Source organism: Sulfitobacter sp. AS92, assembly GCF_038900015.1.
GTDB lineage: Bacteria > Pseudomonadota > Alphaproteobacteria > Rhodobacterales > Rhodobacteraceae > Sulfitobacter.
The window spans coordinates 172,260-195,586 of sequence record NZ_JBBMQL010000006.1; the positions used below are offsets into that span (position 1 = coordinate 172,260).

A 23,327-nucleotide genomic window follows, 5' to 3' on the forward strand; every position below is an offset into this window, starting at 1 on the left:
TTTTGTTCTAGGGATGTTCTCGTTTTGTGTCAACCTCAGGTTGGCATTATATCAAAATGTAGGACTGTAAGTCTTTTGCATTTCGCGCCGGATCATGCGGGGGGCGGATCATCAAAGCGTCTGCCTGCGCAAGGACCGACAAAAGAGAGGAATCCTGACGATCGTCGGGATAAAGCATTCCGTCTTGCAAGCGCGCTCGCATGTAATGGGCACGCGGCCCATTCGGACCAATGTCGCGCCCGAGCGGTGCTTCACAGAACGGGGCATGTACCTGTGTCAATCCAAGCATCCGTCGCAACATTGGCAGCACGAAGACAGCGCCGCAAACCATTGCCGACACAGGGTTTCCCGGCAAACCGATCATCGCAAGATTACCCAATTTCCCCGCCATCAGTGGCTTGCCGGGGCGCATTGCAACCTTATAAAAGGCCTGCTCCATTCCAAGTTCTGCCGCCACGGGCGCGATCAGATCATGGTCGCCAACAGATGCCCCGCCGACGGTCACTAGCAAATCAGCGCCCTTGGCCAGCGAAAAGGCCTGTTTTAATGATGCCGTTGTGTCACGGGCAATGGGCAGCATGCGTACATCTGCGCCCGCGTCTTCAAACATCGCGGCAAGACCATAGCTGTTTGATGCGATGATCTGATCGTCGCCAGGGTCTTCGCCCGGTTGCACCAATTCATCTCCGGTCGCGAGGATTGCGATAACCGGTTTGCGGGTCACGGGTACATTCGGGACGTTCATCGCCGCCAGCAAAGCCACATCCGCTGGCCGTAGGGTGCGCGGCGCGGAAAGTTCCTCACCTACGGTGAAATCCCCCCCGGCGGGGCGAATATTATCTTTCGCATCAACATGATGTCCAAGTGTAATCAGGTTGCCACGTCGGGTGACATCCTCTTGGATCACCACAAAATCAGCACCTTCGGGAACCGGCGCGCCCGTGAAAATGCGGACAGTCTGGCCAGCGCGCAGCGTGCCTTCATAGCCGTGGCCAGCGGCAGCCTCTCCTACAACCTTGAACATCGCGTCGGGTTCAACTTCCGCCCGCCGCAGCGCATAGCCATCCATTGAGGAGGCGGCGAAGGGGGGTTGGCTGCGCTGAGCGGTTACGGATTTCGAAAGCACCCGTCCATTGGCAACGCGGAGGGGCACATCTTCGGTCTCTAGCGGCGCAACAAGGTTAAGGACTGCGGCAAGAGCTTCATCTACGCTGATCATGTCGCCTCGTAACGGCCTGATTTACCGCCATTTTTCAGAATGACCCGGGTGCCGCCAATCTCCATCGCCTTATCTACGGCTTTCGACATATCGTAGACAGTGAGCGCGGTCACGGACGCGGCGGTAAGGGCTTCCATTTCCACCCCGGTTTGACCCGTGGTCTTGACGGTCGCAACAATGCGAATGCCGGGCAGCGAAGCATCGGGCGTCAGCTCAACGCTGACTTTGGTGATGGGCAGCGGATGGCAAAGGGGGATCAGATCGGCAGTGCGCTTGGCGGCCATGATCCCGGCAAGCCTCGCGACGCCTAGCACATCGCCCTTCTTCGCCTGACCTTTGGTAATGATTTCAAACGTTTCTGGCGCCATTTTGATGTAGCTTTCGGCTTGGGCCACGCGTGACGTCACGGCCTTGTCCGACACATCCACCATATGCGCGGCACCTTCAGCGTCAAAATGGGTCAGCGCCATTACATGCCTCCGGGGATAAGCGGGCTGGCCAGCAAATCGCGCGTGGCCTGTTCGACATCCGTCTGTCGCATGAGGCTTTCGCCAATCAAGAAGCAGCGCGCGCCGTAGATCGCCATATCTGCAAGGTCAGCAGGGGTATAGAGGCCGGATTCGCAGACCAGCATCCGGTCGGGTGGGACGGCCTCAGAAAGTTCGCGCGTTACATCAAGAGATGTCTCAAAGGTATTGAGATTACGGTTATTAATGCCGATCATGCGGCTTGTAAGTTTCTCGGCGCGGGTCAATTCGGCGGCGTCATGCACCTCGATCAGTGCGTCCATGCCCCAGTCGTGGGCGGCTTGTTCCAGTTCGGCGGCCTGCGCGTCGGATACGGATGCCATGATGATCAGAATACAATCAGCGCCAAGGCTTCGCGCTTCGGCGACCTGATAGGGATCATAAAGGAAATCTTTGCGCAGCACTGGCAGGTCGCAGGCGGCGCGGGCCTCAACCAAGAACTCTTTTGCGCCTTGGAAACTCGGGGTGTCGGTCAGCACTGAAAGACAGGTCGCGCCGCCTGCGGCATAGGCCCGCGCAAGGGCGGCTGGTTCGAAATCTTCGCGGATCAACCCTTTGGAAGGGCTGGCTTTCTTAATTTCAGCGATCAGCCCATAACCCTCGCGGGAGGCTTCGTGCAAGCTTTGCGCGAAGGGGCGCACGGGAGGCGCGGCACGGGCGGCAGCCTCTACGTCAGCTTGTGATTTTTCGGCCTTTGCAGCGGCGATTTCGTCCAGCTTATAGGCTTTGATTTTTTCCAGAATTGTCGCGGTCATGGCATCCTCACGGGTTTGTCCAATGTATGCCGGGCTTGCCTTGGCGCTGCAACCAGTCATTCACCCGGCTAAAAGGTCGCGATCCAAAGAAGCCACGCCGGGCAGAGAGCGGTGAAGGGTGTGGCGTCTCAATCTTTAGGTTTTGCACCGGATCAACTGCGGCGGCTGCCTTTTGAGCATGTGCCCCCCAGAGCAAATAGGCACGGGGACGATCCGAAAGGCGCGTGAGGACCTGAGAGGTCAGCCTTTGCCAACCGAGTTTGGCGTGCCCATTCGCGTCGCCCGCAGGCACGGTAAGAACGGTGTTTAACAGCAAAACGCCCTGATCGGCCCAGAACCGCAGATCTGGGTCTTTAGGTGATGCGCCAATATCGTCCTGTAGCTCTTTGAATATGTTCGATAAAGATCGGGGTAGGGTGCGCACATCAGGTTCGGCTGAAAATGCGTAACCGTGGGCGTGACCCGGTGTGGGATAGGGATCTTGGCCGAGGATAACTACATCAACTGCATTGGGTTGGAGGTGTTCCAGTGCGGCGAATACTTGCGATGCCGGAGGGAGCACCTCGCGCGGCTCCGCAGCCAGCTTTTGCGCGATGCCGGGCCAATCTTCTTTGAAAAAGGGTAGACTGGCCCAGTCGCCAAGCGCGCTGCGGTTCAGCGGATTCATTTCGTCTGACTGATGCGCGCAACTTTTTCGATCCGGTCCCGCGCGGCACCGCTGTCGATACTCTCTCGGGCCATTTCGACGCCGGACTTTAGATCAGGCGCCACATCTGCGACCACCAAGGCGGAGGCAGCGTTCAGCAAGACCGCGTCACGGTAGCCTGATGGAACGCCGTCCAACAGCGCTTTGAAATGTTTGGTATTTTCAGCAGGCTCACCCCCGGCAATCGCCTCGAAAGGATGCACGGGCAGGCCTGCGTCTTCGGGGTGCAGCTCGCGCAGGTTAACCACACCATCTTCCAGTGCAGCAACCCAGCTTATGCCGGTGATGGTCAGCTCGTCCGTGCCATCAGAGCCATGCACGAGCCACGCTTTCTCGGAGCCGAGTTGTTTTAGTGTGAGGGCCATAGGCTCGATCAGGTCGCGTGTGTATGCGCCGGTCAATTGTCGTTTGACGCCTGCTGGGTTGGTGAGCGGACCGAGGATGTTAAAGATCGTGCGGGTGCCCAGCTCTGACCGTGTGGGCATGACATGGGCGACCGCAGGATGATGCATAGGCGCCATCATGAAGCCGATGCCTGCTTCGGCGAGTTCACGTTCGACCACTGCGGGGCCGACCATAACGTTGATGCCCAGCTGCGTCAGCGCATCAGACGCGCCGGATTTCGAGCTGAGGTTGCGGTTGCCGTGTTTCGCCACGATTGCGCCTGCGCCAGCAGCGACAAAGGCGGCGGCGGTGGAAATGTTAAGCGTTCCTTTGCCGTCACCGCCGGTGCCGACGATGTCGATCGCCCCTTCGGGCGCGCGCACGGCGTTGCATTTGCTGCGCATCACCTGTGCTGCGGCGGCGTATTCAGTCACTGTCTCGCCGCGCGTGCGCAGCGCCATCAGAAAACCGCCGATCTGGCTGGGCGTGGCTTCGCCTTCAAAAAGGATCTCGAAGGCCTCAACAGCTTGTTCGGAGGTCAGGGGCCCATTGGCGGCGGCGTCCAACAGAGGTTTTAACGCAGCGCTCATGCCGGGACCTTCATCTCATTCAGGAAGTTTTGCAGCAGGGCGTGGCCATGCTCAGACCGGATCGATTCTGGGTGGAACTGCACGCCATGCAGCGGCAGTTCGCGGTGTTGTAGGCCCATGATCGTGCCGTCTTCGAGTGATGCGGTCACTTCAAGACAGTCCGGGAGGCTCGCGCGCTCAACCACAAGCGAATGATAGCGCGTGGCCCCGAAGGGCGAGGGAAGCCCGGCAAAAACACCGTGCCCCTCGTGTTGCATCTGGCCTAGTTTGCCATGCACGATGTCATCGGCGCGCACGACTTTGCCGCCGAAGGCTTGGCCAAGCGTCTGATGGCCAAGGCACACGCCCAAGAGCGGCACCCGCGCTTCGGCGGCGGCATGGGTTAGCTCTAGGCAAATCCCCGCTTGGTCAGGGTCACAGGGGCCGGGGGACAGCAAGATACCGGCAGGGTTCATGGACATCGCTTCATCCACGCTGAGCGCGTCATTGCGGTGCACCTGCACATCCGCGCCGAGGCTGCCCAGGTAATGAACCAAATTATAGGTAAAGCTGTCGTAGTTATCGATGAGCAGCAGCACAGGCAGGCATTTCTTTGTATTAGGACTGGAGAAACCACGCCGGGGCGCGGTATAGGTTTTCGCATACATGTTCAGGCTTGAACCCCATCGTCAAGAGTTTGGGGCAAGCCAATTGAGGGATCGCCGGGCTTTCTGGCCGTGGCGCAGACAGCAGGAGTAGCGCAGATGGCACGCGGAATTCTAAGCGGGCTGATTTGGGGCGGTGTGGCCAGCATCGGCGTGGCCGGAGCGGTGTCGCTGATGATGCCCTTGCCGCTGCCGCCGCAGGTGGGCGATGCACCCGGCTCGGGAACGGCTCCGGCGCGGATCGATGTGACGAATGCAGGGGATCAGGGGCGCAGCCGAGATTCCGCGCCTGTGTTGAATGCGCCCACTCCGCGCGCTGATATGCCTGAGCAGGACAGCCTTGCCGCGCTCGACCCTGACACACAGACCTCGGCCAGTCTGCCAGAGACGGGCGGCGCAGAGGGGCTTAGCACTCCCGCCGCAGCTGAGGGCCAGACGCCGACGTCTCCGGGGGCGGAGGAACCGGTGTTGCCCAATCCGCAGGCGATGGCCCCCGATGCGCCGCAGGCTGCCGATGAGCTTTCGATCAGCACCGAACCCGCGCAGCCGCCTGCGCCGGATGTGGCTGGTATCGAAGGCGCATTTGATGCCCCACAGGGCATGGCAGCGCCGGAGGTAGAGGAGGCCGATCCCATAACCTTGCCAGCGGAAGAAGCCTCCGTTGAAGAAGAATCGCCGGAGCCACTGCCCGAAGAGACTGACCTGGCCGAGGCCGAGCCTCCCGTAGAAGCCGAAGCCCCTGCGCCTGCCGTAGAAGCCGAAGCCGCTGCGCCAGTGGAGGAGCCGGAAGCCGAAACCACCTCAGAACCCGAGGAGACAGTTGCTGCGAGCCGCCCGGCCATCGGCACACCTGCGGCCACTTTGGCCGACCGCAATACCGGCGTCGTGATCAACCGCCCCGGCGCGGATATCGCGACGGATGGGGACGCGGAAACTGTGATCGAAGACCCGCGCCCCGTGGTGGTCAACAGCATTGCCAGTGAGCAGGTCGAGGGCAAACCGCTGATGAGCGTGGTCTTGATCGACGATGGCACCTCAGTCACCGCAGGCAGCGCTGGCTTGGCCGCGCTGCGTAGTTTTCCATATCCTTTGAGCTTTGCCGTCGACAGTGGACTACCCAATGCGGCAGAGCGGGTAGAGATTTATCGCGAAGCCGGGTTTGAGGTCTTGGCGATGGTCGATCTGCCGCAGGGCGCGCAGCCCAGCGATGCCGAGACCGCCTTTGCCGCTACACTTGACCGGATCGGCCCGGTCGTTGGGGTGCTCGAAGGGACAGAGAGCGGCTTTCAGGGCAGCCGTGCGCTGACCGATCAGGTGACGGATATCCTCGCGCAGTCCGGCCACGGGCTGGTGACGCAGGACAAAGGGCTTAACACCATGCCAAAACTGGCGCGGAAGGCGGGCGTGCCTGCGGATCCGGTGTTTCGTGACTTTGATAGCAAGGATCAGACCGCGCGGGTGATCCGCCGCTTTCTTGATCAGGCAGCGTTCAGGGCCGGGCAGGAGGGGGCGGTAATTATGCTGGGCCGTCTGCGGCCCGATACCGTCTCGGCACTGCTGCTCTGGGGGTTGCAGGACCGCATCAATGATGTGGCTTTGGTTCCGATCTCTGCGGTGTTGCTGCGCAAGGAGTGACCTCGCGCAGGATTAGATAATCTCGTCTTCGTCAAAGAGCGGGTCTTCTTCTAACTGGCTGGCCAGATCGTCAACGGTTGCCTCTGCCGCGCGGGGGCCAAGCTTGGCGAGGTGAAAGACTGCATCGCCTTCGTTCACCACCGGCAACATCGCGCGCCCAATCAGGATCCCCGGCGCATCGGCCAAAAGCTCGGCCTCTTCTTTGCCAAACGGGTCTGACACGATGGCGAGCAGTTCGCCTTCGGCCACGGTCTCTCCCTCGGCGCGGAAGGTGCGCAAAAGCCCGCCCGCAGGGGCGCGCAGCCAGTGGGACGCGGTGCAGATATAGGGCGCGCTACGGGCACGGGCGATGCCCTTGGCGGGCAGCATGTCTTGGCCGCGCATGACCCGCAGGATCCCCGCAAGCCCCGCACGGACGGCCATTTCGTCAAAGCGCAGCCCTTCGCCAGCCTCATAAAGCAAAATCGGCGTGCCTTGTTTCGCCGCGACCGCGCGCAAGGAACCGTCCCGCAGCGGCGAGGTCAGCACCACGGGCGCGCCGAAATCCATCGCCATCTGCTGGGTCACCCTGTCAGCGGGCGAAACACGCACCTGCGGCAGGTTCGTGCGGTGAATCGCCGCTGAATGCAGATCAACACCGAAATCACAGCGCAGTACCACCTCTTGCAGGAAGATATGGGCCAGCCGCGCGCCAAGGCTGCCCGAAGGCGAGCCGGGGAAACAACGGTTCAGATCGCGGCGGTCGGGCAGGTAGCGTGAGCGGTTGAGAAAGCCGAAAGAGTTCACCACCGGCACCACGATCAGCGTGCCCCGCAGAGCGCTAAGTTGCGGCGCGCGCAGCAGGCGGCGCGTAATCTCAACGCCAATGACCTCATCCCCATGCACAGCGGCAGAGACAAACATCGTCGGCCCCGGACGCCTGCCGTGAAAGATCTCAAGCGACAGATGCACCGGCGTATGATCCGGCAGGATCGAGACGGGCAGGTCAACCGCAAGGCTGCTGCCGGGGGCGACGGAATGCCCCGCGATCTGAAAGGGGGCACGGTTCGGCATGGTCAGTTGTTCCCTTTACCGCCAAAGCGCGAGGCGTCGGCTGCAGCGCGGCGGATTGCACCGGATTTATGGACGGTTTCCATAAACTCAGCCTCTGGGTCGCTGTCATAGACAACGCCGCCACCGGCTTGAATATAAAGTGTTTCGTCCTTCACCACCGCCGTGCGCAGGGCGATGCACATGTCCATGTCGCCGCCAGCGCTGAAGTAGCCCACGCCGCCGCCATAGACGCCACGCTTTTCGGGTTCCAACTCGTCGATGATCTCCATCGCGCGGACCTTTGGCGCGCCAGAGACAGTACCAGCTGGCATCCCGGCAAAGAAAGCGTCGAGCGCATCGCAGCCCTCGCGCAGCTCACCGACCACGTTGGAGACGATGTGCATGACGTGGCTGTAGCGCTCAACGATGAACTCTTCCGTCGGGCGCACGGTGCCGATTTTGGCAACCCGGCCTACGTCATTGCGGCCCAGATCGAGCAGCATGAGGTGTTCGGCAAGTTCTTTGGGATCGCTTAGCAGATCGGCTTCTAGCGCGCGGTCCTCCTCCGGTGTGGCACCGCGTTTGCGGGTGCCAGCGATGGGGCGGATGGTGACTTCGTTGCCGAAGACCCGCACGAGAATTTCGGGGCTCGCGCCGACCACATGGAAGCCGCTGAAGTTGAAATAGAACATGAACGGCGAGGGGTTGGTGCGGCGCAGGCTGCGGTAGAGCGCGAAGGGCGGCTGCGTGAAACCTTGAGCCCAACGCTGGCTCGGCACCACCTGAAAGATATCGCCCGCGACAATGTATTCACGCGCTTTTTCTACGGCAGCTTTGTAACCCTCATGGGTGAAGTTGCTGACCGATTCTGGCGCGTCTTCTGGGTCACCCAGATCGCGGGAGGTTTGCGGCATGGCGCGTTCCAGATCGCGCACCGCGTCCATCACCCGTTCGGCAGCTTGGGCATAGGCGGCGCGGGCGGTCTGACCGTCAGACACCCAAGCGGGGGAAACGATGGTGACTTCGCCCTTCACGCCATCCAGCACGGCCACCACCGACGGGCGCATCATCACCGCATCAGGCAGGCCCAGAGGGTCAGGGTTCACATTGGGCAGATGTTCAACCAGCCGGATCATGTCATAGCCGAGATAGCCAAAGAGGCCCGCAGCAGCTTGGGGCAGATCATCGGGCAAGGTGATCCGCGATTCCGCGATGACGTCTCGCAAACGGTCCAGCGGAGCGCCGGGCATGTCCTCAAAGGCATCCGCGTCATAGCGGGCCGCGCGGTTAAGGGCTGCGGTCTCCCCTCGACAGCGCCAGATCAGATCAGGCTTCATGCCGATGATCGAATAGCGCCCGCGCACGTCGCCGCCGGTGACGGATTCCAACACAAAGGCATTCTCTGCCGCGCCGGTGAGTTTCAGCATCAATGACACAGGCGTATCGAGATCGGCGGCGAGGCGGGTGTAGACGATCTGATTTTCGCCCGCTTCATAGGCGCGGGCGAAAGTGTCGAAATCCGGGGTTAGGGCCATCAAAACTGCCTATCAGGGAAAGTTCACATGCACGGCACTGACCGCGCGTTGGTCGATCTGGGGATCGGCATCGCGCATCACTGCGTCGCTGTATATATCGAAAAGACCTTGGGCCAGCGCTTGATCCAGCTGCTGCGACAGACGGCCCATGAGCGCTTGGGTCTGATCGTTATCGCCTGCAGCCGTTACGGAATCAACCCGCAGAACCACAACATGGTCGCCCGCCGGAAGCACAGCCACGCCGCCTTCGTCGAGGTCAAAAACCTGATCCATGAAGGTGTCGGGCGTGCCGTCAACATAGGAGCTGCGGGTCATGCCTTCGCCAAGCTGCGGCTCAAGACCTGCGGCTTCAAAGGCACCTTCGTCGGCCAGATCGGCAGTCAGGTTTTCGGCCTTAGCCGTCAGGGCGTCAACGATCTGTGCGTTGCGCCAGGCGGCTTCTACCTCTGCGCGGGCGGCATCGAAGGGATTGGGCCGCTCTGGCTTGGTCTCATCAAGGCGCATGGCAAAGATACCGCCGTCGTCGAGTTGGTCGATCTGAGGGAAGGCATCCGCGCTAAGACCAGCGGCGGCCTCACGGAAGGCCCCATAGGCGGCGATGCCACCGCTGCTGTCTTCGGTCCAATCGATGGTGCCGAGGTTCATCTTGGTTTCCTTGCCGAGGTCTTCCAGCGTGGCACCCCCAGCGAGACGATCGTCAATCTCTTGAGCACGGGCCTCCACAGCGCGGGTCGCGCGGGAAATCGCGAGGGTTTCCTCGAGCACCTCACGCGCCTCTTCGAACGGCACATTCTGCGCGGGCAGGATGGCGTTCACGCGGAAAAGGGCTGGGCCAAGCGAGCTGGGCAGTGGGCCAACGATCGCGCCGCTTTCGGCGGAAAAGACCGCGTCGCCTGCACCATCAAGATCGGATTTAGCGACATCGCCCATATCTACGTCGGCCAGTGCCAGACCACGCTCTTCGACCAAAGCTTCAAAGGTGGTGCCGTTGACTTCCAGTGCCGCAGCGGCTTGATCGGCGGCCTCTTGGTTGGCAAAAACCAGACGTTCGACCAAGCGACGTTCGGGCTGATCATATTCACTGCTGCGGGCGTCATATTCGGCGCGCAACTCTTCTTCGGGCACTTCTACTTCGTCCAGCAGGTCTTCGGGGCGCAGCCACGCGTAGGTGATGCTTTTGCTGGCAGGCAGCATAAAGTCATCGGCGTTGGCGTCGTAATAGGCCTGAAGCTCCTCTTCGGTGGGCTCGGCCACGGGCGTGTCGAGGTCATCCGCGCTCAGCCGTGCCCAAGTGAAGCTGCGCTCTTCGGCGACATAATCCACCAAGGTGCGCGCATAGGTGTCAGGCATGGAAACGCCGCCCAGAACCGCGCGTTGCAGCAAACCACGGGCGGATTCTTCGCGGATAGACGTCTCAAATTCCGCCTCGCTCATGCCGCTCTGCTGGAGGGCAAACCGATAGCCTTCGCGATCAAAATTGCCATCGATGCCTTGGAAAGCCGAGATCGCGACGATCTCATCACGCAGGGTGGCGTCGCCGATGGAGAGGCCCATCTCTGCTGCCTCGTGGTCCAGCGCGCGGTTGCGAACAATGCGCTGCAAAACGGCGCGGTCGAGGCCCATTTCCTGCGCGCGGGCAAACGACAGGCTTTCGCCAGTTTGCGCCTCAATGGCGCGGATTTCCTGCTGCAACTGGCGGGCGTATTGATCGACCGAAATGGACTTGTCACCCACGCTGCCGATGCTGCGCAGATTGCCACTGAGATTGATCGCGCCAAAGCCGCCCAGACCCAAAATAAGCAGGCCCATCAAGACCCAAACGGCGGTTTTCGAAAAGCTGAAGCCTTTTTTGGCCATGACACGGTCCCTCGTTAATTTCGGACCTGTCTATGCGTTGCGTGGCAGGGCTGCAAGCCTGTCGAAAAGCACGTTTAGGCCATCTGCATCGAGGTTGGCAAAGGCGATGCGCAATTGGCTTTCACCGCGCGCGTCACCCTTGGGCTGGAACATCGTGCCGGGCAGGCAAAGCACGCCTGCATCGCGCACCAGTTGCGGCGCCAGTTCCGCCGATGACATGCCAAACGGATGACGCATATAGGCGAAATAGCCGCCAAGGCCCAGGAGCTCCCAACCCAGCGGTTCGATCTTGGGCATCAGCGCGGAAATCGCGGCGCGGCGGGCGAGGATCTCTTCGCGCTCGCCGGCGAGCCACGCGCTTAGGTTCTGCATCCCCCAGAGCGCGCCGTGCTGGCCGATCTGCGCAGGGCAGATCGCCACAGTGTCGAGAAACTTTTCCACCTCCGCCAGCCGCGCCTTGCTGGCGATCAACGCGCCGACGCGGTGGCCGGTCAGGCGGTAGGCCTTGGAGAAGGAGTAGAGGTGTATCAGCGTGTCATGCCAATCCGGGTCACTGAACAGCGCGTGGGGCGGGCCGGGGCGGCTGTGAAAGTCGCGGTAGGTTTCATCTAGGATCAGCGCAAGGCCATGGCGGCGGGCCAGATCAAAGAACGCCTGCACAAGGGCTGCGGGATACTCCACACCGCCGGGGTTGTTCGGCGTGACGAGGGCGATGGCGCGGGTGCGCGGGGTAATGGATGCGGCGGCCTTTTCCGGATCGGGCAACATGTCGGCTTCTACGGGCAGTGGCACCGCAGTTACGCCGCTCATGTCGAGCCACATTTTGTGGTTGAAGTACCAAGGCGTCGGGATGATCACCTCGTCACCCTCACCACATAGCGTGGCAATGGCGGCGGCGAAGGCTTGGTTGCAGCCCGAGGTGATGCAGACCTGTTCGTCGGTCACCACGCCAGCGTATTTCTCAGCCGTTTGCCGTGCCAATTCTGCGCGCAGTTCCGGCAGGCCCAACACGGGGCCATAGAGATGCGCCTCATCGTTGTTCAGCGTGACGTCGGCCATCGCCCGGCGCAGCCCTTCGGGGGGCGGATCGACGGGGGCGGCTTGGCTTACGTTGATCAGCGGACGGTCAGCGCTGAATGTCACGCCATCCAGCCAGCGCCGCGCCTCCATCACCGGAGGGAAGAATGTGGTGGCGGTGCGCGAAAGCGACATGGGTATATCCGGTCAGATAAGGGGCAGGGAAGGTGGCCTAGGCCGCCTCAGTCCTTGCCACGGTAGGGTTCGACGTATTGCAGGGCCATGTCCCATGGGAAGAAAATCCATGTGTCTTGGCTGACGCCGGTGATGAAAGTATCGACCTGCGGCTCGCCTTCGGGCTTGGCATAGACGGTGGCGAAATGGGCATTGGGGTAAAGCTCGCGCACCAGTTCGATGGTTTTGCCGCTGTCGACCAGATCATCGACGATCAGGATGCCGGTGCCATCGCCCATCATCTCTTTGTCCGGTGATTTGAGCACCTTCGCCTCGCGTCGCTGGTCTGCAGCGCCGCCGCCCGAATGGTAGGACATGACCGAGATCGTATCGACCGTGCGGATGTCCAACTCCCGCGCGACGATCATCGCCGGGGCCATCCCGCCACGGGTGATCGCCACCACAGCACGCCACGCGCCATTGTCGGGGCCCAGCCCATCCAGCCGCCACGCCAGCGCGCGGCTGTCACGGTGGATTTGGTCCCAAGAAATGTGAAATCCCTTTTCGTGGGGCAGGCGCGAGGCGTCCTTTTCGGTGCTCATGATGTTCCTTTGCAGCAGCTGGCGCGGGAACCCGCGCGGAATGTGGTTTGGGGCGCGTTATTCCTTGGACATGTCAGGCGCGTCAACCGCCTTCATGCCGACAACGTGATAGCCCGCGTCGACATGCAGGTTTTCACCCGTCGTGCCGCTGCCCAGATCCGACAGCAAGAAGAGGGCGGCCTTGCCGACATCCTCGGTGGTGACATTGCGGCGCAGGGGCGAGTTGTACTCGTTCCATTTCATGATGTAGCGGAAATCGCCGATGCCGGAGGCGGCCAGCGTCTTGATCGGCCCGGCAGAGATCGCGTTGACGCGGATGCCGTCTTTGCCGAGGTCTTCGGCCAAGTATTTTACAGACGCCTCAAGTGCAGCCTTGGCCACACCCATCACATTATAATGCGGCATGACTTTCTCGGCACCGTAGTACGTCAGCGTCAGGGCGCTGGCACCGGGCGACATCATCTTTTCCGCGCGCTGCATCACGGCGGTGAAAGAATAAACCGAAATATCCATCGACATGGTGAAGTTACCACGGCTGGTATCAACATAGCGGCCCCGCAGTTCCCCCTTGTCGGAAAATCCAATGGCGTGAACGATGAAATCAAGCCCGTCCCAACGTTCTTTCAGCCCGTCAAACATCGCGTCGATCGACGCCTCATCGCCCACGTCGCAGGGCAGAACGATGTCGCTGCCCAATTGCTCGGCCAGCGGAACCACACGCTTTTTCAGCGCATCGCCTTGATAGGAAAAGGCCAGTTCGGCCCCTGCATCGGCCAGCGCTTTGGCCACGCCCCATGCGATGGATTTGTCATTCGCAAGACCCATGATGAGCCCGCGCTTGCCCCGCATCAATTCGTTTCCCATTCCGCCGCCTTGTCTATGTTCCGTTTTGGTTGCCTTGGTCTAGGCGATTGCAGCGCCACCATCAAGACTGCACGCGCGCGTTGCCGCGCGTCATTTTCCATAAGACCGGCAGCTAACTGACGGAAATTGGGTGAGGTTGTCCTTTGAGTTGCTCATCGTTAACTAATGTCTTAGCGAATAACTCAGACTCCGGCATAGAACCGGTCACAGGCTCAAACACTCTAAAAGGGGATGCCGAATGGAGACGCGGACAGGTATCTTTGCAGGGGATGACCCCTTTGCAATCGCGCAACGTTGGCTAACCGAAGCAGAAGCGCGTGAGCCGAATGATCCTAATGCCATCGCGCTGAGCACGGTAGATTCGCAAGGTCTGCCAAACGCCCGGATGGTGCTGCTGAAAGAGATCGAAGCGGATGCCTTTGTTTTCTACACCAATTACGAGAGCCAAAAGGCCCAAGAGCTGGATAGCGCGGGCAAAGCGGCTTTTGTCATGCATTGGAAATCTCTGCGCCGTCAGGTGCGGGTGCGTGGGTTGATTGCCCGCGAAGACGGGCCGCAGGCTGATGCCTATTACGCGTCGCGCTCGCTTAAGAGCCGCTTGGGCGCTTGGGCCTCGCGTCAGTCGCAACCTCTATCGGGGCGGGGCGCGTTGATGGCCGAAGTGGCGAAAGTCACCGCACAGCATGGGGTGAACCCCAAGCGTCCGCCGTTTTGGGGGGGGTATCGCATCGCCCCATTAGAAATTGAATTTTGGGCCGATGGCGAGTTCCGTTTGCATGACCGCTTTCAATGGCGCCGGGCCGATGTTGCGGCGCCTTGGGCGGTCACCCGGCTAAATCCATGACGGTATGGCTTGTGAAGCGATGAAAGACATGTCTGAAAACGAAGCGAAACCAGCAGAGACCCAAGGTCTCTTCGATGGCGTGGTGAAATGGTTCGATCCGGTTAAAGGGTTCGGCTTTGTCGTGGCTGATGCGGGTGGGTCGGACATCTTGCTTCATGTTAATGTCTTGCGCAATTTCGGCCAAAGCTCGATCGCAGATGGGGCGCGCATAACGATACGCGTGCAGCAAACAGACCGCGGCGCCCAAGCCGTTGAAGTTTTGTTTGTCGAGCCGCCCAGCGAACTCCCCGCCGCCGTGGTCGATTTCGAAGGATTTGATCCCGAGGAGCTTGCCGCTGCCGAGTTCGAGCCGGCGCGCGTGAAATGGTTCGACAAGGCCAAAGGATTCGGGTTTGCAAATGTCTTTGGCCGCGCAGAGGATGTGTTTCTACATATAGATGTGCTGCGCCAATCCGGACTTTGTGATTTGCAACCGGGCGAAGCGCTTGCCATGCGTGTTATAGTTGGCGATCGGGGCCATTTGGCGGCGGAGGTAAGTTCATGGGATACGGTGATAGACGCCTGAGGGCGTTGGGACATGTGGCGGGGGCGGCGCTTGCTGGCGTGCTGCTTGCCGGTTCGGCGGTGGCTGAGGTCTGCCGCGCGGATACGGTGACGATGCGGGGCGATTGGGGCAAGGCGCGATTCTCTGTCGAGATTGCGGATGACCCAGCCGAGCGCGCCCAGGGACTGATGCACCGCCGTTCTTTGCCGCTGAGTGCGGGGATGCTCTTTCTTTATGAGACACCACAGCCGCTCAGCTTTTGGATGCGCAATACGCTGATTCCGTTGGATTTACTGTTCATCGACGCGCGTGGTGTTGTGCAGACGATTCACCATTCCGCAAAACCCTTGGACGAAACACCGATTCTCGGCGGCGATGATCTTTTGTCGGTGTTGGAGATTAACGGCGGTTTGGCGAAACGAATGGGCATCTCAGAGGGAAGTGAGATCCGCCATCCGGCCTTTGCAGAGAACGCTCCCGCTTGGCCGTGCTAAAGACTTCACAGATTTCGCAATTTTATCACCAATCGGGGCTTTTCAATCGTCCCGCTTATAGCTAAAGAAGCGTCAGTCGGAGCGTGGCGCAGCCTGGTAGCGCACCTGTTTTGGGTACAGGGGGTCGGAGGTTCGAATCCTCTCGCTCCGACCACTTTCTTTCAGTGTCGGGATTGAAGCGTATAATCGCTTTCAAAGCCGCCATTGTTGGAAACTTTCCTTTCCGCACAAGATATAGTGTTCCCTGCCTGATTTCTGGCAGGTTGTCGGGAATCATTGCCCATAGCGTGATGATTCTGCCTCGGTCGCACAGAACGAGCCGCGAGGCCCGTCGCTCGCGACACATTTTTCAAACTACGGCTGGCCACTGATGGCTAAGCGACCTTTGCGGCATGCCGCGCTGTGGAAAAATTCATCCAATTTATAAATCTCACCTGCTAACCCTGCCGCCGCAAAAGATTATTTGAAAATCAGCTCCGGCGCGGGCCTGCGGGTATCTCTGGGGATATCCTGGGGCTGAATCACCAAAGGTTTGATGCGTGCAAACTGGCAGGCCTCGGTCAACCGACAGTGACAGAATAATTCGTAAAAAAACCGTTGACCGATTAGTCCCATCTACGCCAGTTTGTGTAAGTCAATAAGAGCGCCACAAGATGTTGTGGTAAACGCAGGCAGGCGCTTTGGCAGTGGGACAGGGTATAAGAACCAACCTTCCGGTAAATTTGGGACCGCTTGCTATTTTGCAAGCGGTAGATGGAGGACCTGTTGCTGCTGCCAGAAAAAAGGGGATGAGGCGGTTTGCCGGGGGGCGGATCGGCTTGCGATTTGAAATGCTGGATATGAGGCCTCGACAATGAAAATTGAACGTAATTTCACTAAAGCCGGGCAGGACGCCTACGCGGATTTGGACTTTGTCACCACGGTGTCGGAAATCCGCAATCCTGACGGTTCGGTGGTGTTCAAGCTCGACAATGTCGAAGTGCCCAAATCCTGGAGCCAGGTCGCAAGCGACGTGATCGCGCAGAAATACTTCCGCAAGGCCGGCGTCCCGAGCGAGACCCGCCGCGTGAAAGAAAAGGGGGTGCCGGAATTCCTGTGGCGCTCTGTCCCAACCGAAGACGCAACCCTGGGCGGAGAGTTCTCCTCCAAGCAAGTGTTCGACCGTTTGGCGGGCGCGTGGGCCTATTGGGGCTGGAAGGGCGGTTATTTTACCACCGAGGAAGACGCCAAAGCATATTACGGCGAAATGCGCCATATGCTGGCCAGTCAGCGTGCAGCACCCAATAGCCCACAGTGGTTCAACACTGGTCTACACTGGGCCTACGGCATCGATGGTCCGGCGCAGGGACATTACTATGTCGACTACAAAACCGGGAAACTGACCCGTTCACAATCTTCCTATGAGCATCCGCAGCCGCATGCCTGCTTCATCCAGTCCGTCGCAGATGATCTGGTGGGCGACGGTGGCATCATGGACCTCTGGGTTCGCGAAGCGCGACTGTTCAAATACGGCTCAGGCACAGGCACTAACTTTTCATCGCTCCGCGGAGAGGGCGAGAAGCTGTCGGGCGGCGGCAAGTCGTCGGGTTTGATGGGGTTCCTTAAGATCGGGGACCGCGCCGCAGGCGCCATCAAATCCGGCGGCACCACCCGCCGCGCAGCCAAAATGGTGATCGTCGATGCCGACCACCCCGATATTCAGGACTTCATCAACTGGAAGGTGCTCGAAGAGCAGAAGGTCGCGTCAATCGTGGCAGGCTCTAAAATGCACGAGCAGAAACTGAACCTGCTATTTGACGCGATCAAAGCATGGGACGGCAAGGCAGAAGATGCCTATGACCCGGCCAAGAACGATCAGTTGAAGCAGGCGATCCGCGAAGCCAAAAAGGTCGCGATCCCCGAGACTTACGTCAAACGGGTGCTGGACTATGCCAAGCAGGGCCACACCTCTATCGAATTCCCGACCTATGACACTGACTGGGATTCGGAAGCTTATAGCTCTGTCTCCGGTCAAAACTCTAACAACTCGATTCGTGTCACCAATGCTTTCCTTACAGCCGTCGAAAAAGACGCCGATTGGGAATTGATCAGCCGCACCGAGAACCGCGTGACCAAGACGATCCGGGCCCGTGACCTTTGGGATCAGGTCGGCCACGCCGCCTGGGCGTGCGCCGATCCGGGCATCCAGTACCACGACACCGTCAATGACTGGCACACGTGCCCCGAAGATGGCGCGATCCGTGGCTCGAACCCGTGCTCAGAATACATGTTCCTCGACGATACGGCCTGTAACTTGGCTTCAATGAACTTGTTGACCTTCCTCAAGGACGGTGAGTTCCAAGTCGAAGACTATATGCACGCCAGCCGCCTCTGGACCGTAACGCTGGAAATCTCGGTGATGATGGCGCAGTTTCCTTCGAAGGAAATCGCGCAGCGGTCTTATGACTTCCGCACGCTTGGTCTGGGCTACGCGAACATCGGCGGGTTGCTGATGAACATGGGCTATTCCTATGACAGCGACGAGGGCCGCGCCCTTGGCGGTGCGCTGACTGCGATCATGACCGGCGTGGCCTATGCGACCTCTGCCGAGATGGCGGGCGAGTTGGGCGCATTCCCCGGCTACACCAAAAATGCCGCGCATATGCTGCGTGTCATCCGCAATCACCGTCAAGCGGCCTATGGCGAGGCGGAGGGGTACGAGCAGCTTTCGGTCAAGCCGGTGCCTCTGGATCACGCCAATTGCCCACAGGACGGGTTGGTAGACGTGGCCAAATCCTGCTGGGATGAGGCACTGAAATTGGGCGAGGCACATGGGTATCGCAATGCGCAAACCTCGGTTATCGCGCCCACCGGCACCATCGGTCTGGTGATGGACTGCGACACAACGGGGATCGAGCCGGACTTCGCGCTGGTGAAATTCAAAAAGCTCGCAGGTGGTGGCTACTTCAAAATCATCAACCAGTCCGTGCCTGCCGCGCTTGAAAAGCTCGGTTACGGTTCTGCCCAGATCGAAGAGATCGTCAGCTACGCGGTGGGCCACGGCACCATCGGCAATGCGCCGAGCATTAACCATACAACATTGGCAGGCCACGGCTTTGGCGCAAACGAGTTGGCGAAGGTTGATGCCGCACTAAAGCAGGCCTTCGACATCCGTTTCGTCTTTAATCAGTGGACGTTGGGCGAAGCCTTCTGCACGCAAGTGCTGGGCATTCCAACAGAAAAGCTGAACGATCCCACCTTCGATCTGCTCCGTTCTTTGGGCTTCTCTAAGGCAGATATCGAAGCGGCCAACGACCACGTTTGCGGTACTATGACGCTGGAAGGTGCGCCGCATCTGAAAAAAGAGCACTACGGTATCTTCGATTGCGCCAATCCCTGCGGAAAAAAGGGCAAACGCTACCTGTCGGTCAATAGCCACATCTACATGATGGCGGCGGCGCAGAGCTTTATTTCGGGGGCGATCTCTAAGACGATCAACATGCCGAATGATGCGACCATCGAAGACTGCCAGAATGCGTATGAGCTTAGCTGGTCCTTAGGCATCAAAGCCAACGCGCTTTACCGTGACGGCTCAAAGCTGAGCCAGCCGCTGGCCGCCGCCCTTGTCGAAGACGACGAAGATGCCGCCGAGACGCTGGAAAGCGGAACGCCCCACGAAAAGGCTGCCGTACTGGCCGAGAAGATCGTCGAAAAGGTGATCATCAAAGAGATCATCAAGTCGCACCGCGAGAAGATGCCACAACGCCGCAAGGGCTATACCCAAAAGGCGAATGTGGGCGGGCACAAAGTCTATCTGCGCACCGGCGAATACGAAGACGGCAAGCTGGGCGAGATCTTCATCGACATGCACAAGGAAGGTGCGGGTTTCCGCGCAATGATGAACAACTTTGCCATCGCTGTCTCCGTAGGTCTTCAATACGGCGTGCCACTTGAAGAGTTCGTCGACGCTTTCACCTTCACGAAATTCGAGCCCGCAGGCATGGTGCAGGGCAACGACAGCATCAAACAGGCGACCTCTATCCTTGATTATGTGTTCCGGGAGTTGGCCGTGTCTTACCTCGACCGAACCGATCTGGCGCATGTAAAGCCCGAGGGGGCCACGTTCGACGACCTGGGTCGTGGTGAGGAAGAGAACTTGGCCAACGTTAGCGAGCTAAGCGAAGGTGCGGCAAACAAATCATTGGAAGTGCTGAAACAGATCAGTTCCTCCGGCTATTTGCGCAACCGTCTGCCGCAGGAATTGGTGGTCTTACAAGGGGGGCAAAACATCAATGCAAGCCATGGCTTGCGACCCATAGCGGATACCGGCAGCGCCAGCGCTTTGGCCGTGGCGGTGAAAGACCCGGCCACAGACGCGTCCCGCGCGGTTGGCTTCGACGCGCGGACCAAGGCCAAAATGCAAGGCTATGAAGGCGAGGCATGCGGCGAATGCGGTAACTACACACTGGTGCGCAACGGCACTTGCATGAAGTGCAACACCTGCGGTTCCACGAACGGGTGTTCTTGATACGTCTATCTGTCTAGGAATAGTGATATGCCAAGCATATAAAGCCCATTTGTGGACGTTTGACGCCCATAGGCAAACACATTAGCACGCATCCTGTGGTAAGTTATTGTTTTTTAACATGAAGGAAGTCAGGTTTTTGGAAGTCTGGCTTTCTTTCCACTCTTAGAACACCTATTTACGTGTTCAGAAGCTTTTTGCTTCCTCCCGAGACTTCGGCGACAAGTCGCGGCTCGTCGTCGGTGAGCGGAAAAGTTCCCTTCGGTTGCATTTTACCTCTGCTCGCCCCCATGATGGGGAAGAAATCTTAAGTGTCAGATTTCTATGTTGACTTGCGTCCCCGAGGGTTCTTGTCAGAAGCCGTAATTTTGTCGGAATTTCAAAATTCGGCAAAACCGGCGTTAAGGAATGGGGACTAATTGTTTTCCTAGTTTTTCGGAAGAATGACCGAATATAAGTGAATATCGGCGTTTTTTGAGCGCTGCCAATGTTAGATGGTGCGGGGTCATTTCTTATTTGGCCCGCAACGAGACCAGGGGTAAGTGCGCTTATCTCCTTACGAGGATTGGTGCGCCGGCATAAAACAAACCGAGCGGCAAACGAGTGAGCTCAGTCTTTCAAACCTCGGGGTGCCCTTGTGGCGCCCCTTTTTCTTTGCCACATCCAAGACCATGAGATTGAAGAACAGGGTAACTTTCCATCCAGATGAGACAACGGCGTCGTTCGTATCACGGTTGGCGTTCGCCAATGGGGTTCCGACGATTGCGGATCTGTTGTTGGACGCTGAGCTGACCATGGCCGGGTTCCTTAAGGGGGACCCCAAGGTCTTCAGTAAGATCTCTGATCTTTCCGGTGTCGCCGTTTGCGATCTGATGAGACAGGCATGCGTGCCAACTGGATTGTCTCGGTACCAATTGCTTGGACACGACCTGGGTAAGCAACATCTCCTGCGCGGCGAAAGCCGGGTTTGCCCAGCGTGCCTTCGCAGCGATACCAGCATGCAGCTCACGCCTGGGGCGATGACAAAAACCTATGGTCGGACGCTCTGGTTGATCTCGTCGGCGCGGGTCTGTCCTGTTCACAGGCTTGCCTTAGTCCCACCGCCGGAAGACTCTTCAAAACATGAATTTGTAAATGCCTGGCTACCGTGGATGTTTGAGGTGGTGGAGGGTGAACTCGACCGGGAGGTTACTGCGGGTGGTCTGTACGAGGACCATGTCGTTCGCCGGCTTAACGGCGACCATCCCGAAGGATGGGCAAAGAGCTTCCCCATTGGGGCATTGGGCGCGATTTGCGAAATGTTGGGGGTATCAGTGATCCACGGGAAGGCCGCGACTTTGGGCCAGCTCTCGCAAGAAGAACTGGCTGCCGCAACATCTGCCGGATTTACAATATTGAATAACGGCCCGCACGAAGTCCTTGCCTACTTCGAGCGCTTGAGAATGAGCCCGAGTAAGCCACAAGATCGACCGCAAGCTTGCTACGGTAAGTTGTATGATTGGCAGAAACGTGGGGCAGGGAGTGGCCATGAGTTTGAGTCTCTTCGTGATCTATTGCGGCAGCACATTTTGGAAAACTGGCCGTTGGGTGCTGGTGATCAGGCGCTGGACTACGTCTTGACTGAAAGACGTCTCCATTCGATCCGGACGGCGTCGACGACACATGATCTGCATCCGAAACGATTACGCAGAATCTTGGTCGATGCCGGCATCATAGAGGATAGCGAATTGGCTGACTTCGAGATCATCTTTGACGCAGTGGATGCACGTGAGATCCTCGAGCAGGCCAGTGGTTCAGTTGCATTCACCGGAGCACAAAAGAGATTGGGTCTCACGCGCGGGCAAATGGAAACGCTTATCAAAGCCGAGATCCTGATCCCGGGTGAGGGGGGAGATCTTGCCCGCCCAAGGTTCACCGAGTCGACAATTGTGTCGTGGTTGAAACACTTTGGATCATTTCCTGAATCGCGGAAATGGGAGACATTGACCAGTATCGCTGATGCGGTTCGAAAAAATGGGGCTTCAACTGATCGTATTGTGAATCTCATCTTAGAAGGCCGCGCCAAGAAAGTCTTCCGGCTGCGAGGACAGAACGTCTTTTCCGCGATTCTGATCGACAAATATGAAGTTTCTGAGCTTCTTCGAGGCGACGAGAACTCCGAAGATCCGGTATAGTGATACGTCAGAAGGGGCGGAAAGCGGAAGTTTGCTGCGGCGGGCACATCGCGTAGGTTTTTTGATGCGTTAGCAGTCATTCGACTGAGAATCTAGCGATATAGAATGATGATGCTGAGGCTGGCGATATCCTGCAAGGTGTGCAACTGTGGATTGAATGTGATTACCCCATTTGATTTTGAGAAGTACAGATTTGAATATCGAAGAATTCGTCCCAAAGACGGGAACAAGCATCGACAACCTTGGCTTTCTGTTTGGCGCTGGTACGTCTTATGAGTCAGGGTACCCGCTTGTCATGGGGCTCACAAAATCTGTAGTTGGAGCGCTAACAGGAAACGATCGCGCCGCGATGGATGAAGTACTTTCTGCCTCTGATTTGACCTTTGACGGTGCAAGCGGACTACCGAACATCGAAGAAATTTCAGATTTGGTGATTGCCCATCATGCGAACAATCCTCTCCCAAGATATCAGCTGCTCAAGGAGGCAATACGAAAGTTGGTTCGTGATGTAATTCTGAGCGTTACGGAGCCTGACATTTCCAATCAAGTAAAGTTTTTAGAACGACTGAAATCGAGAGCTTTTGAGCGCCCAACTAACGTATGGTTATTTACGACGAACTACGACCTCTTGATAGAGGATGCCTGTGCTGAAGTTGGCTTGAAGTTGGTGAATGGTTTTGTCGGTGCGACAACTCGGCATTTTTCGGAACAAGAGTTCTCAATGGTGTCTGGTGAGACATCCGGTTCAACCTTCAAGCCAGAAAACGGCTTAACCATTCGTCTGATTAAGCTTCACGGTTCGGTGTCTTGGTACAAACGAGAAGAAAGAATTTTCGAAGCTGCTCCAAGCGCCATTATTGATCAAGATGCTAGGTGCATGGTTCTTCCGAGGCGCACCAAAGTGATTGAGACCCTGTCACGCCCATATGATCGCCTCTTTCATGTTTCGAACTCGATTTTAAGTAGTCGTTGTAAATACCTTATCTCATCGGGTTTTAGCTTCGGCGACAGTCACATCAATGACAGCCTAATGACTCCACATATTTCATCCGGAGGCATATCGCTCGCAAATTTCTGTGAAATCGAACCTCGGGGCCTTAGTAATTTACGCGCTCGACCCAATGTACTTCATGTATGCAAGGACAAGAAAGTGATTGGTGGGCGCGAGCACGCAGATAGTAGCGACACATGGAAATTTGGTAAGTTTGTTGAACTCTTTTAGGGGA

The 23,327-nt window shown here is 58.4% G+C and carries 19 protein-coding genes and 1 tRNA gene; 8 read left to right on the forward strand and 12 right to left on the reverse strand.

The window, feature by feature from the left end; translation table 11 throughout:
• Window positions 1-46: 46 nt before the first annotated feature.
• Genes glp through WNY61_RS12780 form a run of 6 tightly spaced genes read right to left on the reverse strand, consistent with a single transcriptional unit; the run spans window position 47 to window position 4,759 of the window.
• On the reverse strand, window positions 47-1,219 hold the full coding sequence (glp, locus tag WNY61_RS12755) for a gephyrin-like molybdotransferase Glp (protein WP_342851798.1): 1,173 nt from the start codon (window positions 1,217-1,219) through the stop codon (window positions 47-49).
• Entirely contained in the window at window positions 1,216-1,689 is a 474-nt protein-coding gene (gene moaC, locus WNY61_RS12760) for a cyclic pyranopterin monophosphate synthase MoaC (RefSeq protein WP_342851799.1), read from the reverse strand. Before moaC ends, glp begins: the two co-directional genes overlap by 4 nt.
• On the reverse strand, window positions 1,689-2,501 hold the full coding sequence (trpC, locus tag WNY61_RS12765) for an indole-3-glycerol phosphate synthase TrpC (RefSeq protein WP_342851800.1): 813 nt from the start codon (window positions 2,499-2,501) through the stop codon (window positions 1,689-1,691). The genes moaC and trpC overlap by 1 nt, the downstream gene beginning before the upstream one ends.
• 7 nt (window positions 2,502-2,508) lie before the next feature.
• Entirely contained in the window at window positions 2,509-3,168 is a 660-nt protein-coding gene (locus tag WNY61_RS12770) for a uracil-DNA glycosylase (RefSeq protein WP_342851801.1), read from the reverse strand.
• Complete coding sequence (gene trpD, locus WNY61_RS12775) at window positions 3,165-4,181, reverse strand: anthranilate phosphoribosyltransferase (protein WP_342851803.1); 1,017 nt, start codon at window positions 4,179-4,181, stop codon at window positions 3,165-3,167. The genes WNY61_RS12770 and trpD overlap by 4 nt, the downstream gene beginning before the upstream one ends.
• A complete protein-coding gene (locus WNY61_RS12780; RefSeq protein ID WP_342851847.1) occupies window positions 4,178-4,759 on the reverse strand; it encodes an aminodeoxychorismate/anthranilate synthase component II in 582 nt (193 codons plus the stop codon). Before WNY61_RS12780 ends, trpD begins: the two co-directional genes overlap by 4 nt.
• A 165-nt stretch (window positions 4,760-4,924) precedes the next feature.
• On the opposite strand from WNY61_RS12780, the gene WNY61_RS12785 reads away from it, so the two are divergent.
• Window positions 4,925-6,460, forward strand: a complete 1,536-nt coding sequence (locus WNY61_RS12785; protein ID WP_342851804.1) for a divergent polysaccharide deacetylase family protein — start codon at window positions 4,925-4,927, stop codon at window positions 6,458-6,460.
• Window positions 6,461-6,472: 12 nt separating this feature from the next.
• On the opposite strand, the gene WNY61_RS12790 is transcribed toward WNY61_RS12785, so the two are convergent.
• From WNY61_RS12790 to fabI, 6 genes are read right to left on the reverse strand one after another with little or no spacing between them, the layout of a single operon-like run.
• Window positions 6,473-7,513: a succinylglutamate desuccinylase/aspartoacylase family protein gene (locus WNY61_RS12790; protein WP_342851805.1), complete on the reverse strand. Its 1,041-nt coding sequence runs from the start codon at window positions 7,511-7,513 to the stop codon at window positions 6,473-6,475.
• Window positions 7,514-7,515: 2 nt separating this feature from the next.
• On the reverse strand, window positions 7,516-9,027 hold the full coding sequence (trpE, locus tag WNY61_RS12795; protein WP_342851806.1) for an anthranilate synthase component I: 1,512 nt from the start codon (window positions 9,025-9,027) through the stop codon (window positions 7,516-7,518).
• Between the two features lie 12 nt (window positions 9,028-9,039).
• A complete protein-coding gene (locus WNY61_RS12800) occupies window positions 9,040-10,884 on the reverse strand; it encodes a peptidyl-prolyl cis-trans isomerase (protein ID WP_342851807.1) in 1,845 nt (614 codons plus the stop codon).
• A gap of 30 nt (window positions 10,885-10,914) precedes the next feature.
• The gene (locus WNY61_RS12805; RefSeq protein ID WP_342851808.1) at window positions 10,915-12,096 is read right to left on the reverse strand and encodes an aminotransferase; all 1,182 of its coding nucleotides are present in this window, start codon (window positions 12,094-12,096) and stop codon (window positions 10,915-10,917) included.
• A gap of 47 nt (window positions 12,097-12,143) precedes the next feature.
• On the reverse strand, window positions 12,144-12,677 hold the full coding sequence (gene gpt, locus WNY61_RS12810; protein WP_342851809.1) for a xanthine phosphoribosyltransferase: 534 nt from the start codon (window positions 12,675-12,677) through the stop codon (window positions 12,144-12,146).
• A 57-nt stretch (window positions 12,678-12,734) separates the two neighbouring features.
• The gene (gene fabI / locus WNY61_RS12815; RefSeq protein ID WP_342851810.1) at window positions 12,735-13,541 is read right to left on the reverse strand and encodes an enoyl-ACP reductase FabI; all 807 of its coding nucleotides are present in this window, start codon (window positions 13,539-13,541) and stop codon (window positions 12,735-12,737) included.
• A gap of 238 nt (window positions 13,542-13,779) precedes the next feature.
• On the opposite strand from fabI, the gene pdxH reads away from it, so the two are divergent.
• The 7 genes from pdxH (at window position 13,780) to WNY61_RS12850 (ending at window position 23,323) form a co-directional block, all read left to right on the forward strand.
• On the forward strand, window positions 13,780-14,385 hold the full coding sequence (gene pdxH, locus WNY61_RS12820; protein WP_342851811.1) for a pyridoxamine 5'-phosphate oxidase: 606 nt from the start codon (window positions 13,780-13,782) through the stop codon (window positions 14,383-14,385).
• A 28-nt stretch (window positions 14,386-14,413) separates the two neighbouring features.
• Window positions 14,414-14,950 carry a cold shock domain-containing protein gene (locus tag WNY61_RS12825; protein WP_342851848.1) on the forward strand — a complete coding sequence of 179 codons (537 nt, stop codon included), beginning with the start codon at window positions 14,414-14,416 and terminating at the stop codon, window positions 14,948-14,950.
• The gene (locus tag WNY61_RS12830; RefSeq protein ID WP_342851812.1) at window positions 14,926-15,423 is read left to right on the forward strand and encodes a DUF192 domain-containing protein; all 498 of its coding nucleotides are present in this window, start codon (window positions 14,926-14,928) and stop codon (window positions 15,421-15,423) included. The genes WNY61_RS12825 and WNY61_RS12830 overlap by 25 nt, the downstream gene beginning before the upstream one ends.
• A gap of 77 nt (window positions 15,424-15,500) precedes the next feature.
• Window positions 15,501-15,577 (forward strand) — tRNA-Pro (locus WNY61_RS12835).
• A gap of 699 nt (window positions 15,578-16,276) precedes the next feature.
• Window positions 16,277-19,930, forward strand: coding sequence for a vitamin B12-dependent ribonucleotide reductase (locus WNY61_RS12840; RefSeq protein WP_342851813.1), 3,654 nt, complete (start codon window positions 16,277-16,279; stop codon window positions 19,928-19,930).
• 674 nt (window positions 19,931-20,604) lie between these two features.
• Window positions 20,605-22,101 (forward strand): TniQ family protein, encoded by a 1,497-nt coding sequence (locus WNY61_RS12845; protein WP_342851814.1) that lies wholly within the window; start codon window positions 20,605-20,607, stop codon window positions 22,099-22,101.
• A gap of 193 nt (window positions 22,102-22,294) precedes the next feature.
• Complete coding sequence (locus WNY61_RS12850; protein ID WP_342851815.1) at window positions 22,295-23,323, forward strand: SIR2 family protein; 1,029 nt, start codon at window positions 22,295-22,297, stop codon at window positions 23,321-23,323.
• Window positions 23,324-23,327: the final 4 nt, after the last annotated feature.

What these genes read in the sequence shown, in the direction of transcription:
- glp (WP_342851798.1), bottom strand. Translation starts at nt 1,219, where the DNA reads ATGATCAGCGTAGATGAAGCTCTTGCCGCAGTCCTTAACCTTGTTGCG.
- moaC (WP_342851799.1), bottom strand. Translation starts at nt 1,689, where the DNA reads ATGGCGCTGACCCATTTTGACGCTGAAGGTGCCGCGCATATGGTGGAT.
- trpC (WP_342851800.1), bottom strand. Translation starts at nt 2,501, where the DNA reads ATGACCGCGACAATTCTGGAAAAAATCAAAGCCTATAAGCTGGACGAA.
- WNY61_RS12770 (WP_342851801.1), bottom strand. Translation starts at nt 3,168, where the DNA reads ATGAATCCGCTGAACCGCAGCGCGCTTGGCGACTGGGCCAGTCTACCC.
- trpD (WP_342851803.1), bottom strand. Translation starts at nt 4,181, where the DNA reads ATGAGCGCTGCGTTAAAACCTCTGTTGGACGCCGCCGCCAATGGGCCC.
- WNY61_RS12785 (WP_342851804.1), top strand. Translation starts at nt 4,925, where the DNA reads ATGGCACGCGGAATTCTAAGCGGGCTGATTTGGGGCGGTGTGGCCAGC.
- WNY61_RS12790 (WP_342851805.1), bottom strand. Translation starts at nt 7,513, where the DNA reads ATGCCGAACCGTGCCCCCTTTCAGATCGCGGGGCATTCCGTCGCCCCC.
- trpE (WP_342851806.1), bottom strand. Translation starts at nt 9,027, where the DNA reads ATGGCCCTAACCCCGGATTTCGACACTTTCGCCCGCGCCTATGAAGCG.
- WNY61_RS12800 (WP_342851807.1), bottom strand. Translation starts at nt 10,884, where the DNA reads ATGGCCAAAAAAGGCTTCAGCTTTTCGAAAACCGCCGTTTGGGTCTTG.
- WNY61_RS12805 (WP_342851808.1), bottom strand. Translation starts at nt 12,096, where the DNA reads ATGTCGCTTTCGCGCACCGCCACCACATTCTTCCCTCCGGTGATGGAG.
- gpt (WP_342851809.1), bottom strand. Translation starts at nt 12,677, where the DNA reads ATGAGCACCGAAAAGGACGCCTCGCGCCTGCCCCACGAAAAGGGATTT.
- fabI (WP_342851810.1), bottom strand. Translation starts at nt 13,541, where the DNA reads ATGGGAAACGAATTGATGCGGGGCAAGCGCGGGCTCATCATGGGTCTT.
- pdxH (WP_342851811.1), top strand. Translation starts at nt 13,780, where the DNA reads ATGGAGACGCGGACAGGTATCTTTGCAGGGGATGACCCCTTTGCAATC.
- WNY61_RS12825 (WP_342851848.1), top strand. Translation starts at nt 14,414, where the DNA reads ATGTCTGAAAACGAAGCGAAACCAGCAGAGACCCAAGGTCTCTTCGAT.
- WNY61_RS12830 (WP_342851812.1), top strand. Translation starts at nt 14,926, where the DNA reads ATGGGATACGGTGATAGACGCCTGAGGGCGTTGGGACATGTGGCGGGG.
- WNY61_RS12840 (WP_342851813.1), top strand. Translation starts at nt 16,277, where the DNA reads ATGAAAATTGAACGTAATTTCACTAAAGCCGGGCAGGACGCCTACGCG.